Origin of the sequence: Nocardia blacklockiae, from assembly GCF_015477355.1 — a bacterium.
In the GTDB taxonomy this organism is placed as follows: domain Bacteria; phylum Actinomycetota; class Actinomycetes; order Mycobacteriales; family Mycobacteriaceae; genus Nocardia; species Nocardia blacklockiae.
Map to the genome: position 1 here is coordinate 17,464 of NZ_JADLRJ010000014.1, position 17,790 is coordinate 35,253.

21 protein-coding genes are annotated in these 17,790 nt (G+C 71.3%); 13 read left to right on the plus strand and 8 right to left on the minus strand.

The genetic code is table 11. The features are described from left to right. The first annotated feature begins 90 nt into the window (after positions 1 to 90). From IU476_RS30040 to IU476_RS30050, 3 genes are read left to right on the plus strand one after another with little or no spacing between them, the layout of a single operon-like run. Positions 91 to 1,584 (plus strand): FAD-dependent oxidoreductase, encoded by a 1,494-nt coding sequence (locus IU476_RS30040; protein WP_195105675.1) that lies wholly within the window; start codon positions 91 to 93, stop codon positions 1,582 to 1,584. Between the two features lie 28 nt (positions 1,585 to 1,612). Beyond that, positions 1,613 to 2,440 carry a nucleotidyltransferase family protein gene (locus IU476_RS30045; RefSeq protein WP_195105676.1) on the plus strand — a complete coding sequence of 276 codons (828 nt, stop codon included), beginning with the start codon at positions 1,613 to 1,615 and terminating at the stop codon, positions 2,438 to 2,440. A 52-nt stretch (positions 2,441 to 2,492) separates the two neighbouring features. Further along, positions 2,493 to 3,257, plus strand: coding sequence for a metallophosphoesterase family protein (locus tag IU476_RS30050; protein ID WP_195105677.1), 765 nt, complete (start codon positions 2,493 to 2,495; stop codon positions 3,255 to 3,257). A gap of 4 nt (positions 3,258 to 3,261) precedes the next feature. Here IU476_RS30050 and IU476_RS30055 read toward each other — a convergent pair whose 3' ends face one another. Beyond that, positions 3,262 to 3,678, minus strand: coding sequence for a CBS domain-containing protein (locus IU476_RS30055; protein ID WP_195105678.1), 417 nt, complete (start codon positions 3,676 to 3,678; stop codon positions 3,262 to 3,264). A 124-nt stretch (positions 3,679 to 3,802) separates the two neighbouring features. Between IU476_RS30055 and IU476_RS30060 the strand changes: the two genes are divergently transcribed. The 3 genes from IU476_RS30060 to IU476_RS30070 all read left to right on the plus strand — a co-directional run bounded on the left by IU476_RS30060 (position 3,803) and on the right by IU476_RS30070 (position 5,880). After that, on the plus strand, positions 3,803 to 4,834 hold the full coding sequence (locus tag IU476_RS30060) for a glycosyltransferase (protein WP_228824559.1): 1,032 nt from the start codon (positions 3,803 to 3,805) through the stop codon (positions 4,832 to 4,834). Further along, positions 4,834 to 5,169, plus strand: a complete 336-nt coding sequence (locus IU476_RS30065; protein WP_228824560.1) for a hypothetical protein — start codon at positions 4,834 to 4,836, stop codon at positions 5,167 to 5,169. Before IU476_RS30060 ends, IU476_RS30065 begins: the two co-directional genes overlap by 1 nt. A 495-nt stretch (positions 5,170 to 5,664) precedes the next feature. Next, positions 5,665 to 5,880: a hypothetical protein gene (locus IU476_RS30070; protein ID WP_228824561.1), complete on the plus strand. Its 216-nt coding sequence runs from the start codon at positions 5,665 to 5,667 to the stop codon at positions 5,878 to 5,880. 231 nt (positions 5,881 to 6,111) lie between these two features. Here IU476_RS30070 and IU476_RS30075 read toward each other — a convergent pair whose 3' ends face one another. Together IU476_RS30075 and IU476_RS30080 are read right to left on the minus strand one after the other, a co-directional pair. Then, on the minus strand, positions 6,112 to 7,011 hold the full coding sequence (locus IU476_RS30075) for a class I SAM-dependent methyltransferase (RefSeq protein ID WP_195105679.1): 900 nt from the start codon (positions 7,009 to 7,011) through the stop codon (positions 6,112 to 6,114). Positions 7,012 to 7,137: 126 nt separating this feature from the next. Beyond that, complete coding sequence (locus IU476_RS30080) at positions 7,138 to 8,310, minus strand: DUF418 domain-containing protein (RefSeq protein WP_195105680.1); 1,173 nt, start codon at positions 8,308 to 8,310, stop codon at positions 7,138 to 7,140. Positions 8,311 to 8,427: 117 nt separating this feature from the next. On the opposite strand from IU476_RS30080, the gene IU476_RS30085 reads away from it, so the two are divergent. Next, positions 8,428 to 9,189 (plus strand): TetR/AcrR family transcriptional regulator, encoded by a 762-nt coding sequence (locus IU476_RS30085; protein ID WP_195105681.1) that lies wholly within the window; start codon positions 8,428 to 8,430, stop codon positions 9,187 to 9,189. Positions 9,190 to 9,195: 6 nt separating this feature from the next. On the opposite strand, the gene IU476_RS30090 is transcribed toward IU476_RS30085, so the two are convergent. Next, positions 9,196 to 9,486 (minus strand): hypothetical protein, encoded by a 291-nt coding sequence (locus tag IU476_RS30090; protein ID WP_195105682.1) that lies wholly within the window; start codon positions 9,484 to 9,486, stop codon positions 9,196 to 9,198. 60 nt (positions 9,487 to 9,546) lie between these two features. Beyond that, positions 9,547 to 9,957, minus strand: a complete 411-nt coding sequence (locus tag IU476_RS30095) for a MarR family winged helix-turn-helix transcriptional regulator (protein ID WP_324194433.1) — start codon at positions 9,955 to 9,957, stop codon at positions 9,547 to 9,549. A gap of 91 nt (positions 9,958 to 10,048) precedes the next feature. Between IU476_RS30095 and IU476_RS30100 the strand changes: the two genes are divergently transcribed. After that, positions 10,049 to 10,774 (plus strand): SDR family oxidoreductase, encoded by a 726-nt coding sequence (locus tag IU476_RS30100; protein ID WP_195105684.1) that lies wholly within the window; start codon positions 10,049 to 10,051, stop codon positions 10,772 to 10,774. A 70-nt stretch (positions 10,775 to 10,844) separates the two neighbouring features. After that, positions 10,845 to 11,201 carry a hypothetical protein gene (locus IU476_RS30105; RefSeq protein WP_195105685.1) on the plus strand — a complete coding sequence of 119 codons (357 nt, stop codon included), beginning with the start codon at positions 10,845 to 10,847 and terminating at the stop codon, positions 11,199 to 11,201. Between the two features lie 37 nt (positions 11,202 to 11,238). Here the strand turns inward: IU476_RS30105 and IU476_RS30110 are convergent, their stop codons facing one another. Next, positions 11,239 to 12,657, minus strand: coding sequence for an amino acid permease (locus IU476_RS30110; protein ID WP_195105686.1), 1,419 nt, complete (start codon positions 12,655 to 12,657; stop codon positions 11,239 to 11,241). Positions 12,658 to 12,715: 58 nt separating this feature from the next. Next, positions 12,716 to 13,189: a Dps family protein gene (locus IU476_RS30115; protein ID WP_195105687.1), complete on the minus strand. Its 474-nt coding sequence runs from the start codon at positions 13,187 to 13,189 to the stop codon at positions 12,716 to 12,718. A gap of 146 nt (positions 13,190 to 13,335) precedes the next feature. On the opposite strand from IU476_RS30115, the gene IU476_RS30120 reads away from it, so the two are divergent. Beyond that, positions 13,336 to 14,712: an MFS transporter gene (locus IU476_RS30120; RefSeq protein WP_195105688.1), complete on the plus strand. Its 1,377-nt coding sequence runs from the start codon at positions 13,336 to 13,338 to the stop codon at positions 14,710 to 14,712. Between the two features lie 61 nt (positions 14,713 to 14,773). Beyond that, complete coding sequence (locus IU476_RS30125) at positions 14,774 to 15,136, plus strand: MarR family winged helix-turn-helix transcriptional regulator (protein WP_195105801.1); 363 nt, start codon at positions 14,774 to 14,776, stop codon at positions 15,134 to 15,136. A 19-nt stretch (positions 15,137 to 15,155) separates the two neighbouring features. Here the strand turns inward: IU476_RS30125 and IU476_RS30130 are convergent, their stop codons facing one another. Further along, a complete protein-coding gene (locus tag IU476_RS30130; protein WP_195105689.1) occupies positions 15,156 to 15,659 on the minus strand; it encodes a gluconokinase in 504 nt (167 codons plus the stop codon). A 42-nt stretch (positions 15,660 to 15,701) separates the two neighbouring features. Between IU476_RS30130 and IU476_RS30135 the strand changes: the two genes are divergently transcribed. Continuing rightward, the gene (locus IU476_RS30135; protein WP_324194434.1) at positions 15,702 to 16,187 is read left to right on the plus strand and encodes a universal stress protein; all 486 of its coding nucleotides are present in this window, start codon (positions 15,702 to 15,704) and stop codon (positions 16,185 to 16,187) included. A gap of 115 nt (positions 16,188 to 16,302) precedes the next feature. Then, on the plus strand, positions 16,303 to 17,727 hold the full coding sequence (locus tag IU476_RS30140; RefSeq protein WP_195105690.1) for a DoxX family membrane protein: 1,425 nt from the start codon (positions 16,303 to 16,305) through the stop codon (positions 17,725 to 17,727). Positions 17,728 to 17,790: the final 63 nt, after the last annotated feature.

Sequence of the window (17,790 nt, forward strand, 5' to 3'; positions counted from 1 at the left end):
GCTTACCCGGCCGGGTGCCGCCCAATCGGCAACTCGGGCGGGTACCCGGCCACCGACGTTTCACCGACCCCCTCCCGGCTATCCGGACGCATGACCTCGATCTGGTTGCGCCGACCCCGTCCACCCGCTCGCCCGCCTCTCACCCCAGGTCAGCGCTTCGACGTGCTGGTGGTCGGCGGCGGCCTCACCGGGCTGACCACCGCCCTGCTGCTGGCCGAGCGGGACCTGCGCGTCGCGGTCGTGGAGGCGCGCCGGCTGGGTGCGGTCACCACCGGCAACACCACCGGCAAGGTCAGCCTGCTGCAGGGCACCCGCGCCGGTTCGATCAGCCGCACCCACGGCATCCGCGCCCTGCACGACTACCTGGCGGCCAATCGCGCGGGCATGGACTGGCTGCTGCGCTACTGCGACGACCACGCGATCGCAGTGCAGCGCGAGCCCGCGTACACCTACGCGCAGACGCCCGAGGGCACCGACCTGCTCCGCGCCGAACTCGACGCCACCCGCAAGGCGGGGCTGCCCACCCGCTTCGTCGACGACCTCGACGTCCCCTTCCCGGTGCACGGCGCGGTGCGGCTCGACGACCAGGCCCAGCTCGACGCGATCGAGGTGATCGACGCGCTCGCCGCCGATCTCGACGCCCGCGGCGTGCCGATCTTCGAGGAGACCCGGGTGCGGGGCCGCGGCGGCGACTCCGGCGCCGACCACGTGCTGCACACCGACCGCGGCGACGTGGCCGCGCGCACCGTCGTACTCGCCACGGGCACACCGATTCTCGACCGCGGCGGCTTCTTCGCCCGGGTCACCGCGCAACGCTCCTACGCCGCCGCGTTCCGGGTCACCGAGCCGATCCCGGGCGGCATGTACCTCAGCGCCGACGATCCCACCCGCTCGATCCGCTACGCCCCGACCGAGGACGGCACCCTGCTGCTGGTCGGCGGCAGCGGACATCCCGTCGGCCGCACCACCGCGGCCCGCGCCCACGCCGACGACGTGGTCGAGTGGACGCGCACCTGGTTCCCCTCCGCCGAACCGGTGTACCGCTGGTCGGCACAGGACTACCGGGCCGGCGCCCAGCTGCCCTATGCCGGGCCGATCCTGCCCGGCAATCACCGCATCCTGGTCGCCACCGGCTATGCCAAGTGGGGGCTGACGAACGCGGTGGCGGCCGCCCACGTCCTCGCCGCCGACATCGCCGGCGAACGGCCGCCGTGGGCGGGGGTGTTCACCACCTGGGGCCCGCGCGAGCTGGCCGGGCTGCCCACCTTTCTGCGCGACAACGGCGCTGTGGGACTTCGCCTTTCGACCGGCTGGGCCGGCGCCCTCGCCGCCAAGGCGAGCGACGCCGCACCGCCGGAGGGCACCGGCCGCGTCGAGCGCCGCGGCCTGTCGCCCACCGCGGTCAGCACCGTCGACGGCCGGACCCGCCGCATCTCGGCGGTCTGCCCGCACCTGGGGGGCGTCCTGTGCTGGAACGACGCCGAACACACCTGGGACTGCCCGCTACACGGGTCCCGCTTCGCCCCGGACGGGACGCTGCTGGAGGGTCCCGCCACCCACCCGGCGGCGGCCGCCGGCGATTAGCCCACGGTTCGCAGGGTAGGTCCTCACCATGGTGAAGACCATCGACCAGCTGCTGGAGACCCTGACCCGGGTCGCCAACGCGCTGCTGGCGAGTGAGGTTCCGTTCGCGGTCGCGGGCGGCTGCGCGGTGTACGCGCGCGGCGGGCCGCCCTCGGACCACGACGTCGACATCTTCGTCAAGCCCGCCGACGTCGACCGCGCGCGCCGGACCCTGACCGACATCGGCCTGCGTCCGGTCGATCCGCCCGAGGACTGGCTGACCAAGGCCTACGATGGAGACACCTTGGTGGACTTGATCTTCCGGCCCAACTATCGCTCCGTGAACGACGCGCTGTTCGGCCGGACGACGTGGATGCGGATCGGTCCCACCGCGGCGCCCGTGGTCAGCGCCACCGATCTGATGGTCGACAAGGTCATGGTGCTCGATCCGCACCGTCTCGATCTCACCGGACTGCTGTGCATCGCCCGCGCGCTGCGCGAGCAGGTGGACTGGCCGCGGGTGCGGGAGGAGACCGAGATGTCGCCGTACGCGCGCGCGTTCCTGGGTCTCCTCGACGATCTGGGTGTCAGCAACAAAGGAGACATGATGACCGATCCCGACAGCGACATGCTGCCGCAGTATCTGGTGGCGAACCTGCGGCGGGCCTTCGCCGAGGACCCGCGCACCGCGGAACTCGGTGTGCACGTGACGATCCGGGGCGACGCGGTGGTGCTCAGCGGCGACGTCGCCAGCGCCCAGTGCCGCGAACAGCTACAGGACGTCGTGCGCGAGCACGTGCCGAAACTGCGGGTGCACAACGACGTCCGGGTCACCAGCAACGCGGCCCCGACCGCCACCGAGCACCTGGACCGATGAGCGCGTCCGTCCGGCCCGCACCGTACACCGTTCCGCCACAGGAGGATGCATCATGCGCATAGCCGCGGTAGGCGACGTCCATCTCGGCACGGACTCGGCGGGGCAGCTGCGCCCGGCCCTGAACGAGCTGCCCCGCTGCGCCGACGTGCTGCTGCTCGCCGGCGATCTCACCCGGCACGGCACGCTGGACGAAGCGCGCGTCGTCGCCGCGGAATTCGAGAACCTGGCGGTGCCGGTGCTCGCGGTGCTCGGCAACCACGACCACCACAGCGACGCGCAGGACGAGATCTCCGCGCTGCTCACCGACCACGGCATCACCGTCCTCGAAGGCACCGCCGCCACCCTCACCATCGACGGGCACACGCTCGGGGTGGCGGGCACCAAGGGCTTCGGCGGCGGTTTCGCCGGCAAGTGCGCCAGCGTCTTCGGTGAGCGGATCATGCGCGAATTCGCCTCGCACACCGTCGATCTCGCCGACGCGCTGCACGACGCTCTGCGGGGACTGGACACCGATGTGACGCTGGCACTCACGCACTACTCGCCCGTCAGCGACACCCTGCACGGCGAACCCCGCGAGATCTACCCGTTCCTCGGCTCGTACCTGCTAGGCGAGGCGATCGACCAGGGTGGGGTAGACCTCGCGCTGCACGGCCACGCGCACGCCGGCTGCGAGAGCGGCACCACGCCGGGCGGGGTCCGGGTCCGCAATGTCGCGCAACCCGTGATCCACGCCGCCTTCGCCGTCTACGAACTCGCCCCGCACGACGACGCCCGCACACCGGCGCTGGCCGCCGACGGAGCCGCCGCGACACGCTGAGGCGTCACTCCGCGGAGACGGCGCCGACCACCCGGCCGGTCTGCGAATCACCCAGGGCCCGAGCCACATCCGCCTGCGCGACGATGCCCACCAGCCGGTCGCCGTCCAGCACCGGGACGCGGCGCACCTGATGCTCGGACATCACCTCGCACACCGCCGACACGTCGTCGTCGGCCCGCACCACCACGGGCGGGCCCTGGCCGAGTTCGCCGGCGTCGACACCGAGCGGGTCCAGTCGCCGCGCGACCACCTTCACCACGATGTCGCGATCGGTCAGCATGCCCTTCAACCGGCCGTCCTCGCCGCAGATCGGCAGCGCGCCGACATCCAGTTCGGCCATCCGGCGCGCCGCGTCGGCCACGGTGTCGCTGGATCGGACGCACTGGACATCCGGGGTCATGAGGTCGCGTGCGGTGGTCATCGGTACCTCCTCGCATCGTGGGTGGGCCGCCCGCGCGGGCGACTCTCTCCCCCGCCTACCCGGCCGATCCCCGCGTACACCAGGCCCCCGGTTTCAGTGCGCGGTCCCCGGGCATCCGGCGGATATGAGCGCTCCCGCCGATTCGCGCGCAGCACCGCTGAACGTGCTGGTCTGGCACGTCCAAGGGCCCTGGACGACCTCGTTCGCGCAGGGCCCGCACCGCTGTCTGCTGCCGACGGATCCCGCGCTGGGCGAATGGGGGCTCGGACGCGCGGGCAGAGCGTGGCCCGACCGCGTCGTCGAAGTCGCGCCGGAAGACCTCCGCGACACCGAGGTCGACGTGGTGGTGCTGCAGCGCCCCGGCGAACTCGACCTGGCCCGGGAGTGGCTGGGCCGGGTGCCCGGCGTCGACGTGCCCGCCGTCTACGTCGAGCACAACACGCCGCGCGAGCACGCCGCGCTCACCCGGCACCCGCTGGCCGACCGCACCGACATCCCGCTCGTGCACGTCACCCACTTCAATCGGCTGATGTGGGACAACGGGCGCTGCCCGACCGAGGTGATACCGCACGGCGTCCCCGATCCCGGGCACCGGTACACCGGCGAGCTGGCGCGGGTGGCCACGATCGTCAACGAGCCGGTGCGCCGCGGGCGCATCACCGGCACCGATCTGCTCGGCCCGCTCTCGGACGCGGCGCCCGTCGACGTCTTCGGCGTCGACACCGAGGACGCGGCCCTGGCGGTGGAACGCCCGCCCGGCCGGGTGTGCGGGATGGGCGAGCTGGAACAGACCGCGCTGCACCGGGAATTGGGCCGGCACCGCGTCTTCGCGCACACTCCGCGCTGGACCTCGCTGGGCCTGTCGGTGATCGAGGCGATGTACCTCGGGATGCCGATCGTCGCGGTCGGCACCACCGAGACCGCCACGGCCATTCCGGCCGACGCCGGGGTGGTGTCCACCGATCCCGACATTCTCGCCGAGGCCGTGCGCCAGTTCCTCGCCGAACCGGTGTTCGCCGAGATCACCGGGAAATCGGCGCGGCACTGGGCCCAGGCCAATTTCGGCATCGCCGAATTCGTGCGCCGGTGGGATCGGCTGCTGTCCGACGTGACGGGCCGCGCGCACCAGCTCACCACACAGGAAGGACAGTGCTGATGTCCGGCACTTCGAAAGACTCCGCCACCTTTTCCGACGCACCGGGTTCCGGCCGGCGCCGCCGCTACTCCCCCGACACGAAACGCACCAGCCGCTCGCGCGCCGGCGAGTCGGTGGCCGACGCCCGCAACTGGCCGGGACTGACGCTGGTGGCCGTCGGCCTCGTCGCGCTCGCCGGCACGCTCACCGCCGCCGGCTACGGCTTCAACGGCTGGGCGATCGTCGGCGTCATCGTCACCGTGGTCTGCCTGCTGGGCGGCGCGGCGCTCGTGATGGTGGAACACCGGCGGATCCGGGCGCGGGCCGGCGGCCTGCGCGATCCGGGCGGGCACTGAGCGAAAACGCTTCGCTCCCTTCGCGATTGCCGATGGGCCGCGCCGACACGCCCGCCGCGGACCATCGATTTCGCCGACTTCGCAGGCCACCGACCGCTTCCGGCGCGCCCCCGCAAATACTTGGAACCGGACACCAAGATCAGTACAGTGGGAACGGGCGAATACCGTTCCGACACCATCGCCGCAATCCAGATCGCATGTAGCACGCCGGTAAACACTGTCGCAATGTTGTGAAATTCCCATCCACCGGGTGGCGTGGCACCGAATAGCAACCAACCAGCACTCGAAAAGCACTCTGGCAGTGCATATTCGATGTTGCAGATGCACTTGCATATGCTCGCTACACCGCCCTAAACTCGACCTGCAAGGCAGTACAGGGGACTACCAGTGAGCCGTCAGGTGAACCGGAGGTCAAATCCGCGCCATCGGTTTCCTCACGGCCTGGCGTCAGGGGCTCGTATGAACCAGCCAATGGGTCTCGGCCGACTCGGACTTATGGATAGAGACCGGACCGAGCAGCATCACTACTCGCGGGAAACCGCGACCCGATTCGTCATCAACGCGGTCGAGTCGACCGGCGCGGCCACGCGGGACGATTTCGATATCGATCGCATCGTCACCACCGCGCACGCACAGGTGAACGATTGGGATTTCGACGCGATGCAGCCGGAAGCATTCTGGCGTATCGCGTCCAGTTTCATTCGGCAGTAATACCGGCGCGGCCGCACACGCGGTCTCGCCGATCGCCCGGCTCGGGTGCGCGCTCCGCGTGGGCGCGCACTCGACCCCGGCGGGCCGGCGCTCGCTACAGCGAGTCGGCGGCTTCCTTCATCATCGCCCGCGACCGCGACGGCGCCTCGCCCTGCCCTGGTCGGCGGCGTCCTGGCCACCAGCGCCGGCACCATCATGAATACGGTTATCGGACAGTAACTCTCGGAGCGCTCAGGGCCGCACCGCGGTGACCAGGCTGACCAGTGTCGACACCAGCCCGTCGGACGGTTCCAGGCCGGGGGCCGGGCGGCCGTTGGCGCGCAGGTAGTCCGGCACGTCGACCCGCTCGGCGGTCCAGCCGCGGGCGCCGAACCACGCCGCCGCCTCGCTGCGCGGCTCGTTGTAGATCAGCCGGATCCATTCGTTGCGAGCGTGTTCGGTCTGGTCGGGGTGCTCGGCGAGCGCGGCCGCGGCCGACTCCGGGAGCAGGTCCATCTGCTCGACGGCCACGCGGCTGCCGGGCGCGCTGAGCGAGTGGATGGTCTCGAACAGCTGCTCCACCGCGTCGGCGGGCAGATAGATGATCAAGCCCTCGACGAGCCAGGCCGTCGGCGCGGCGGGGTCGAACCCGTTGTCGCGCAGCGCCTGCGGCCAGTCCTCGCGCAGGTCCACCGCGACCTCGCGGCGGTCGGCGCGCGGTTCGTCACCGTTGCCGACGAGCACCTCGCGCTTGAAGTCGAGCACCTGCGGCCGGTCCAGTTCGTAGACGACGGTGCCGTCGGGCCACGGTAGCCGGTAGGCGCGCGCGTCCAGCCCGGCCGCCACGATCACCACCTGCCGCACGCCGGCGGCCCCGGCCTCGCGGGTGTAGTCGTCGAAATATTTGGTGCGGGCGGCCTGATACTCCTGGAAATCCTTGCCGAATTCGGTTTCGGTGAGCGGATGTCCGGGCGCCTCGCCGTCGAGCAGCGCCGACCACTCGGCACCCGCGGCACGCAGGAAGTCCTCGGCGAACGGATCCTCCGCCAAGGCTCCCGGCTCGTCACCCGCCAGGGCGCGCGCGGCGGCCACGAACAGCGCGGTCGACCCGACACCGGTCTTGATGTCCCACGTATCTCCCTCGGTACGCATGATCGACAACCTACCTGCCCCGGGCCGCGCCAGCATCCGGACGAACCCCGCCACCGCTGACAAGCCCGCCGAATAGCGCTACCCCGCAGCTTGTTTCGGCACGACTTTCGCGCCTCGCGGCAACCCTCACACCCGCGCGGGCGCTGTTTCGGCACGGGTCGGAATGCGGCCGATCGTGATCGCGCGCAGCACCCACTCGGCCGGGCCGTAGCGGAATCGCCGCAGCCACAGGGCGCTGACGGCGAGTTGACCGGCGAACACCGCGCAGGCGAGCACGACCAGTCCGGCCGGCGACACCGAACCCGCCGCGCCCAAGCCGATTCCGGTGAAGATCAGCAGGCCGATCGCGGACTGCGCCAGATAGTTGGTCAGGGCGATGCGGCCCGCCGGGGCCAGCGCGCTGCGCAGCCACGCGGTGCGGGGACGGTGCATCAGCCGCAGCAGCGTCGCGACATACGCCGCGCTCAGCAGCGGCGCGCTTGCGATGCCCGCCAGGGCGGTGAAGGTATTGCTCGGTCCCCCGCCCAGCGCGTACACCAGCCCACCGGCCAGGCCGAGCGGATAGCCGATCCATCGGATCCGGCGCAGCACCGGCTCGTCGCCGCGCACCCGGGCCAGCAGCTCGCGACGCCCGGCGACCATCCCGAGCAGGAACATCGCCAGCGCGGTCGGTCCCTGCAGCGAAAGCGCCTGTGCCACCAGCAGTCCGAGCCCGGACAGATGTTCGCCGAGGATGTCGCCCCAGCCGCCCAGCAGCGCGGCGGTCTGCTCGGCCCCGGCGGCCCGCGCCTGGTCGCCGTCGGGCAGCAACGACGACGTGTCGACGAACAGTCCCGCCGCGAAGGTGGCCACCAGGACGACGGCGTAGATCCCGGCCGCGATCCGCAGCGCCTTCCGATCGCCGGTGCCCCGCAGCCACAGCAGGAACAGGCACGCCACGGCATAGGTGGTCAGAATGTCGCCGCCGTAGAGGAACACCGTGTGCAGCACGCCGAATACGAACAGGCCGGCGATCCGCCGCAGCATCCGCGGCACGAACGCCGCCTCCGCCCGCGCCGCCGCGGACATCTGCAGGGTGAAGCTGTAGCCGAACAGGAACGAGAACAGCACGTAGAACTTCATGCTCACGAACATTTCGAGCGCGAAGCGCACCGCGTCGTCGAGCACGCCCGAGTACGCCGGGTCGGCGACGAGATTGCCGGGATACCCGGAGGCCATGAAGGTGATATTGACCAGGAAGATGCCGAGCAGCGCGAAACCGCGCAGCGCGTCGACATCGTGTATGCGCTGGTGAGTCATCGTTCCCCTCCCGGCGGCGACGCGCCGCAGAGTTAATATCCGATAGATACTTTCCGAGGGATACTATCTTGAGGACACCGTGGATGCCAGGATGGATTCCGTGCGAGGAGAGCGAGGATGAGCGACGAACAGGCCCCGGCGGTCCCGGCCGACCTGGCGCGGCTGTGGCGGCTGCCCGCGCCGCACCGGCCGGGCCGCCCGCCGGAACTCGATGTGGACACCGTCGTCACCGCGGCGGTGCAGCTCGCCGACGAGCACGGCCTGGCCGCGGTGACTCTCGAAAAGGTGGCGCGCGCACTGGGATTCACGAAGATGGCGCTGTATCGGCACGTCGGGTCGAAGGAACAGCTGCTCGAGCTGATGACCGATCAGGCCCTCGGTCCCCCGCCCGAGGTGCGCCGCCCGCCTGCCCGCTGGCGCGCCGCGCTCACCGACTGCGCGGTCGCGTTGCGCGAGCGCTATGCCCGGCGGGGCTGGTTGCTACAGGTGCCGCTGTCCGGGCCACCGCGCGGCCCGCACCAGATCGGCTGGGTCGATGTGCAATTGCGCGCGTTGCGCGGCGCGGATCTCGACGAGCTCACCAAGCTGGGACTGCTGATGCCGCTGGACGGCTATGTGCGCCAGGCCTGTCTGCAGGATCAGCAGATGCGAGCCGGTCGCGGCGAGCGCGGGCAGGCCGAGATCGAGGCCGAGTACGGCGCCACCCTGGCCGCGCTGGTCGACGCGGAGCGGTTCCCGTACGCGGCGAAACTCTTTGCGGCCGAACCCTTCTCCGACCCCGGCGAGCCGAGCCGGGACATCGCCGAGGAGGATTTCCGGTTCGGCCTGGACGTGGTGCTGGACGGCATCGCCGCCGTCCTGGCCCGCGGCCGCCGCTGACCGGGATCAGTTCGTCGGCGGCAGCAGCGGCGGGGCGAAGACGTCTTCGAGCGGCGTCGGGCCGGTGTAGCGCCGGCAGGTGCAGGCCGACCAGGCCCGCATGCCGTAGCCGGTCTTGCGGAAGGTTTCGGCGTGGCAGCTGCCGGACTCGCGGTCGTGCATCGCCAGGTCGTGGCCGCAGCCGCAGGTCGCGAGCTGGCGCCGCACCGCGCCGGTGCGCCGCCTGCCGAGCCGCCCGCAGGCCCAGCCGACACCGACCAGTCCGGCGCCGACGACGAGACTCACAGGATCGAACATGTGGGTAGTATACGTATACATATAGTCCGGTGACAGCCGTACGGCCGAACTCTTCCCGCCTCAGTCGTCCAGCAGGTCGGCCAAGGGCGCGAACCGCTCCGGGTCCGCCGCGACCAGCGCGGGAAAACGCTCCGCGATTGCCGCCGACAGCGACTTCCGCACCCGCGCACGCATTTCCGCGCCCGCGGGGGTGAGCACGATCCGGGTGATCCGCCGATCCTGCGCGTCGGGTTCGCGGGCCAGCAGCCCGCGCCGCTGCAACCGGTCCACCACGCCCGTGACATTGGTCTTGTCGCAGCCCAGCAGCGTCGCCAGTTCACCGAACGACGGATGATGCCGGTCCAGCAGGCACAGCACCTGGGTCTGCTGACTGGTGAGTTCGAAGCGCCGCGCCGTCTCGGCGTACAGCGCCGACGTCTCCCGGTGCAGGGTCATCACCGCCGCCATCAGATCGGTCGCTCCGCCGCTCACGGCCACCAGTGTAGAGCATCGACTGTTGACATCCTCGACCAATTGGTCGAGCATCTCGACTATCGACGATCTCTCACGTTATGGAGGATGTATGACGGTCGCACTGGTCACCGGGGGCTCGCGCGGTATCGGACGGGCGGTCGCCCGCCGGCTCGCCGCGGACGGGGCGGCCGTCGTGGTCAACTATCGCGAGAATGCCGACGCCGCGGCGGAATTGGTCGCGGAGGTGACGGCCGCGGGCGGGCGGGCCGCGGCCGTGCGGGGCGACGTCGCCGACCCCGCGCAGTCGCGGCGCCTGTTCGACGCCGCCGAGGAACGCTTCGGCGGGCTGGACGTGCTGGTGGCCAATGCCGGGATCGCCCGCTTCGCGCCGCTCGCCGAGGCCTCCGACGCGGATTTCGATCTTTTGTTCGGCGTCAACACCCGCGGCACGTTCCTGGCGATGCGGGAGGCGGCTCGGCGGTTGCGCGACGGCGGCCGGATCGTGGTGATCTCCAGCGGCACCACGGTCACCGCCCGGCCGGGCGCCGGGCTCTACGCGGCGAGCAAGGCGGCGACCGAGCAGCTGGTCAAGACGGCCGCGGTGGAACTGGGCGCGCGCGGCATCACGGTCAACAGCGTGCTGCCGGGCGCGACCCGCACCGACGCGCTGCTCGCCAGCGCCGACACCGCGCGGCTCGACGCCCTGGCGGCGCAGACCCCGCTGCGCCGGGTCGGCGAGCCCGCCGACATCGCCGGGGTCGTGGCCTTCCTCGTCTCCCCCGACGGCGGCTGGATCACCGGCCAGCACGTGCGCGCCGGTGGCGGACTGTTCTGACGCGGGAGGACACCGGCCGCGGAGTACGCGCCGCGCCGACGGGTAGTCACGGCGAGAGGAGGTGGTTCGGATGGTCGACGATGTCGAGAAGCGGTGGCACGACCCCGGGATGTATCGCCGGGCCGCCGGGTATGTCGTCGCGGTGCTCGTCGTCGCGGCGCTGGTCTGCGTGGCGATCGTGCAGTGGGCCGATCGCCGCGAATCGTGCGCGGACGCCGACACCGCCTTCTGCGACACGGCGGCGCGGGCGACGATCCTCGCCGGGCCGGGCGTGGTGCTGGTCCTCGGGACGGTCGGGGCGTTCGCGCAGACCTATCGGGTGTGGAAACGGCGCGGGGCCTGGCCGATCTGGCAGGGCGCGGGCTGGTTCCTGATGACGATCGCCCTCGTGTTCCTGGCGATCGGCGGCGGCGCCGTCGCCGGCTGAGCGAGCCCGCGTTCCCGCGGGCCCGCCGCCGGACGGGTCAGGCCGCGGTCTCGCGGTGGCGCACCAGACGATTCACGATCGGGTAGCCGGCGCACACCAGCACCGCCCACACCGCACCGACCACCAGCGCCGTGCGCCCGCTGTCGGTGAAGAACAGCAGCACCACCACCAGGCCCAGGAACGCCAGGGCCAGCGCGCTGGTCACCGGCGCGCCGGGCAGGCGGTAGTCGCTGGCCGGCAGTTCCCCGCGCCGCACCTTCGCGCGGTAGAGGAAGTGGCAGACCAGGATCATGCCCCACACGAAAATGATGCCCATGGTGCTGACCGAGGTGATGTAGTTGAACGCCTTGTCCGGCGAGATCACGTTCACCACCACGCCGATCACCATCATCGCCGCCGACACCACGATGCCCGCGTACGGCACCTGGCGGCGGCTCAGCCCGGACAGCGCCGCGGGCGCCTCCGACCGCAGCGACAGGCTGCGCAGCATCCGGCCCGTGGAGTAGATGCCCGAATTGCACGACGACAGCGCGGCCGTCAGCAGCACGAAATTGATCAGGCCCGCCGCGCCCGGGATGCCGATCCGCGAGAACACCTCCACGAACGGGCTGCGGCCGCTGTGGAATTCGGTCCAGCTCACCACCGACATGATGATGATCAACGCGCCCACGTAGAACAGGCCGATGCGCAGCGGCAGCGAATTGATCGCCTTGCGCAGCGTCCGGCGCGGGTCCGCGGCCTCACCCGCGGTCACGCCGACCAGTTCCACGCCGACATAGGCGAACACCACGATCTGCAAGGCGAGCATCGCCTGCCCGACACCGGTCGGGAACACCCCGCCCTCGGACCACAGGTTGGTCACCGTGGAATGGTCGGTATTGCCGAAACCGAAGGCCAGCACGCCGAGGCCGATCAGGATCATCGCCACGATGGCGGTCACCTTGATCGCGGAAAACCAGAACTCGCCCTCACCGAACAGCTTCACCGAGATCAAGTTCGCCGCGAACAGCACACCGAGCACGACCAGCGCGGTCACCCATTCCGGGATCGCGAACCAGTACTTCACGTATTTGCCGGCCACGGTGATTTCGGCCATGCAGGTCGCCACCCACACGGCCCAATAGGTCCAGCCGGTCACGAAACCGGCGAAGCGGCCCAGGAATTCGTTGGCATATTCGGCGAAGCTGCCCGACACCGGACGGTAGGTCAGCAGTTCGCCGAGCGCGCGCATGATCACGAAGATCGCCAGGCCGGCGGCCAGGTAACAGAGGATCAGCGCCGGGCCCGCCTGTTCGATGGCGCCGCCCGCGCCGTAGAACAAACCCGTGCCGATCGCGCCGCCGATGGCGATCATCTGGATGGTGCGCGGATTCAGTCCGCGCTTGTAGCCTTCTTCGTCACCCGCCGTGGCGAGCGGTGGCGCGCCGGGCGCCTCCGAAGTGCGGTCGGTCGTCATGATCGGCACGCTACCGCGCCCATCCGCCGCTCGCTCGGCCGAGCCGCCCGGCGGGCGATCAGCTCTGCTGGGCCTCCCACATCCAGTGCAGCTGCTCGAGCCGCGCGGTGATCTCGATGAACAGATCCTGGGTGACGGGGTCGGCCTTCTCGGTGGCCTCGATGCGGCCGCGCATGCGCTGCACCACCGCGGCCAGGTTGCCGATGATGGCGTCGGTGACGTCGACGTCGCGCTGCCAGCCGCCGGGGAAGCCCTTGGCGCCGGAGGAGTCGGCGACCGTGCGGGCGCGGCCGTCCGGGCTGACGCCGATCGCGGTGGCCCGCTCGGCGGCCTGGTCGGTGAATTCCCGGGCGTCCTCGACCAATTCGTCGAGCGCCAGGTGCACGGTGCGAAAGCGCTCCCCGATCACGTTCCAGTGCGCCTGCTTGGCGATCAGCGTCAGGTCGATCAGGTCGACGACGGCACCGTTGAGCGCCTCGCCCGCGATGCGCTGCTGCTCGGGGTCGAGCGTGGTGGTGATGGGTTGTGCCACGGAAAGCTCCCTTCCTAGGTTCGCCTCTCGTCTTCTCGCCTACCCGGCCTGGGCGTGGTCAACCGGCGGAGCCGCGAAATCGCTCGTGAGCGATGCCACAGCGGGGCCGGGTTGCCGAAGGATAGTTGTGAATTCACAATCATTGTGTGCCTACAACTATCGAGGGCCTGTCCGCGCGCCGGAAGACGATCATTCTGGTGACGTGCTGTCTGAGCCTGCTGATCTCGTCCATGGACGCGACGATCGTCAACGTCGCGATCCCGACCATCCGCTCGGACATGGACGCGCCGCTGTCGCGGCTGCAGTGGATCGTCGACGTCTACACCCTCACCCTGGCCAGCCTGCTCATGCTCGCCGGCGCGACGGCCGACCGCTTCGGGCGGCGGCGGATGTTCCGCATCGGGCTGATCGTCTTCGCCGCGGGGTCGCTGCTGTGCAGCCTGGCGCCGAGCATCGAGATCCTGATCGGGGCCCGGTTCGTGCAGGCCGTCGGCGGTTCGATGCTCAATCCGATCGCGATGTCCATCATCACCACGGTGTTCACCGGGCGCGTGGAGCGGGCCCGCGCGGTCGGGGTGTGGGGTGCGGTGGTCGGCATCTCCACGGCGCTGGGGCCGATGGTCGGCGGCGGGCTGATCGATGCGCTGGGGTGGCAGTCGGTGTTCTGGATCAATCTGCCGATCTGCGCGGTCGCGCTGGTGCTCACCACGCTGTACGTGCCGGAGTCCAAGTCGCGGACGGTGCGCGGGATCGACGGGCTCGGCCAGGTGCTGGCCATCGTGGTGATGTTCACGCTGGTATCCGGGCTCATCGAGCACGAGCCGCTGCTCTTCGCGGTGTCGGCGATCGCGCTGGGCGCCTTCGTATTCCACGAGTGGCGGCATCCCGTGCCGTTCATCGATCTGCGCTTCTTTCGCAGCGTCCCCTTCGCCGCCGCGACCGTGACCGCGGTGTGCGCGTTCGCGGGGCTGGGCGCGTTCCTGTTCAGCGCGTCGCTGTATCTGCAAGGGACGCGGCACTTCTCGGCCGTGCACACCGGGTTGCTGTATCTGCCGATGGCGCTCGGGGTGCTGATCTGTTCGCCGCTGTCGGGGCGGCTGGTCGGCCGGCACGGGACGCGGCCGTCGCTGCTGGTGGCGGGGGCGTTCATGGCGCTGGCCGCGGTGCTGCTCACGACGCTGCGGGCCGACACGCCGCTGTGGCAGCTGATCGTGATGTTCGCGGTGTTCGGCATCGGGTTCGGCCTGGTGAACGCGCCGATCACCACCTCGGCCGTGAGCGGCATGCCCACCGACCGCGCGGGCGCCGCGGCGGCGGTCGCCTCGACCAGCCGTCAGGTGGGGGTCAGCCTCGGTGTGGCATTGTGTGGCTTGTTGACCGGCGCGAGCCTGTGGTGGGTGGTGGCCGCGCTCGCCGCGGGCATCATCGGACTCGGCGTCGCCGCCAACACCCGGTGGGCGGAGCGCTCCCGCGACCGGGTCGCACCGTTGCTCGAACAGAAGGTTCCCGCCAGTGTCGGATGACGACCGCACCACCCCACCGCCGACACCGGACGAGGTCTGGCGCTTGCTCACCCACGTGGTGATGGACACCCGCGATCAGTGGAAGCGGGCGGTCGTCGAGCGAACGGGCATGCCGTTCAGCCGGATTCGCGTGCTGCGCCGGCTGCGGCAGGGACCGATGACGGTCAAGGAGCTGGCGCGGGCCGCGACCATGGACGCGCCGGCGACCACCGTCACGGTCAACGACCTCGAGGAGCGCGGGCTGGTGGTGCGCGAGACGGATCCGGCCGACCGTCGTTCGAAGTTGGTGTCGGCCACCGAATCCGGGCTGGCGGTGCTCGCCGACGCGCTGGCGACGCCCGATCCGGCCCCGGCCTCGCTGGCGGCCCTGTCCCCGGCGCAGCTGCGCACGCTGCACGAGCTGCTGCGCGAACTGGAGCACTGAGAGCCGCTGCGGCACAGGGCTATCCGTCCGGAGGCACAGCGACGCGAGCCCGTTCGACGACCTCGCCGATCGCGCCGCCCGCGTCGATCCGCGCCCCGGACTCGTCGGCGGCCAGCGGCTCCAGGATCGACAATTGCGAGTCCAGCATCCGCACCCGCATGAAATGCCCACTGCGCGTGGTCAATCGGCGCACCAGCTCGGCGCGGGGCACATCCAGTTCGAGGAAGAACACTCCGGGCGCGGCGCTGCGCAGGCGATCGCGGTAGCTTCGTTTGAGCGCCGAGCAACTGACGACACCGCCGGGCCGCCGGGCCAGCCAGTCTCCCACGGCGTCGAGCCAGGGCCACCGGTCCGCGTCGTCGAGGGGCACCCCGGCCGACATCTTGGCCACGTTCGCGGCCGGGTGGAAGGCGTCGCCGTCGGCGTACTCGACGCCCAGGACCGCGGCCAGCCGCTCCCCCACGGTGGTCTTGCCCGCGCCCGACACACCCATCACCACGAGGGGTCCCCGCGCTCCGGCCATGCTCGCGACCCTAGGGCACCGGCCTGTTCTAGGCTCGGAAGGGTGGCGGAGGAGATGACACCGGAGTGGGCGCCCAGCGCCTCGTCCGGGTTCGAGCTGGGTACCGACGGGCCGAAGGTGATCCTCGTCGGCATCGACGGGACCGACGCCTCCTGGCGCGCCGCCGCCTACGCCGCCGGGCTGGCCCGCCGCCAGAACGCGCTGCTGGCAATGATTTACGTGCAGCCGTGGATGGCGATGGCGGGCGCGTACGGCGCGGATGTGCAGGCGGTGACCTCGGAGATGGCCGAGGATCTGGCCCGCCAGATCCAGGAACACGCCGAGCGCGTCCGCGACGTCTACGCCGTGCGGTGGAAGTTCCTCACCCGGCGCGGCGACCCGTACACCGGGCTGGCCGAGGCCGCCGACGAACTCAAGGCCGACGCGGTGGTCGTCGGCGCGTCGGAGAAGGCCGGGCACCGGCTCGTCGGCTCGGTCGCGGTGCGGCTGGTCAAGGCGGGGCGCTGGCCCGTCACGGTGGTGCCCTGAGACCGGCCCGCGTGGCGAAGCAAGACCGACCGGTCCGATGGTTACGATCCTGGGAGTTTGACCCACCCCACCGCGGGAATCGCCGAAAGAGCCGTCGAGGGAAAGGGTTTTCGCCATGATCGTCCGCCGACTTGCCCGGCCGTTGTTGGCCGCCACTTTCGTCGTGGACGGAATCGACACGCTGAGGCATCCGGAACCGCGGGCGAAAGCCGCCGCGGAGCTGGTGACGCGCAGCCAGCAGAGCCTCTCGCCACAGGTGGCGGAGAAGCTGCCGAGCGATCCGGGCCAGATCGTACGAATCAACGCCGCCGCCCAGGTGGGCGCGGGCGTGCTGCTGGCCATGGGCCGGGTGCCGCGGTTGTCCGCGCTGGTGCTGGCCGCGACGGTGGTCCCCGCCACCGTCACCGAACAGGATTTCTGGAACGAGGAGGATCCCGAACGCCGGGCCACCAAGCGGCTGGCGTTCCTCAAGGATCTCGGACTGCTCGGCGGGCTGATGATCGCCTCCGCCGACACCGCGGGCAAACCGTCGCTGGGCTGGCGCGGCCGGCGGGCCGCGCGCAAAGCCGCCGCCGCGCTGCCCTTCGGCACGGCCGCGACCGGTGACGCGCTGCGCGACCGCTTGCAGCAGCAGGCGGTGCACGGCCGCGAACTCGCCCAGACCGCCGCCGACAAGGGCGCGGAATGGGCGGACGTGGCCCAGTCCCGGGGCGCGGAACTGGCCGAGATCGCCCGGCAGCGCGGCACCGAGCTGGCCGGGACCGCCCAGGAGCACGGCGGGGAATGGGCCGAGAAGGCCAAGCACCGCGGGGCCGCGCTCGCCGAGGTGGCCAAGCACCGCGGCACCGAACTCGCCGAGGTCGCCAAGCAGCGCGGCGCGGCCTTGGCCGAGACCGCCGAGGAGCGCGGCGCGGAGTGGGCCGAGACCGCTCGCCATCGAGGCGCGGCGCTGGCCGAGGTCGCGCAGCAGCGCGGCGCCGAATTGGCCGAGCGCGGCAAGCATCGCGGCACGGCCGCCGCCGACACCGCCCAGGAGCGCGGCAACAAATGGGCGAAGAAGGCCAAGCACCGCGGCGCGGCGGCGGCGGAGACCGCCCAGGACCGCGGGAGCAAGTGGGCCGACAAAGCCAAGCACCGCGGCGCGGCTGCCGCGGAAACCGCCCAGGATCGCGGGAGCAAATGGGCCGAGAAGGCGAAGCACCGCGGCGCGGCGGCGGCCGAGACCGCGCAGGATCGCGGCAGTGTGTGGGCCGACAAGGCCAAGCGGCGCGGGAGCGAGCTGGCCGAGACCGCGGAGCGGCGCGGGGCCGACTGGGCGGATGCCGCGCAGCACTACGGCGTCGAGGCGAAGGACCGCGCGCGGCGCAACGGCAAGAAGGCGGCGCGCACGGCCCGCGAGCGCAGCGCGGAGATCGCCGAGGCGGCACGCCGGCAGGCCGCGGCGGCGGCCGCGGAGGCCGCCGAACTGGCGGAGCAGGCCAAGGAGCGCGGGTCGGACCTCGCGGGCTCGCGCGGCCGCGGCAAGCGTGGTCGCTGGTAATCACACCGACGGTCTCGCGTCTCGGCGCTCGTCAGCAGCCGAGGCGCGAGACCTGTTCTTGCC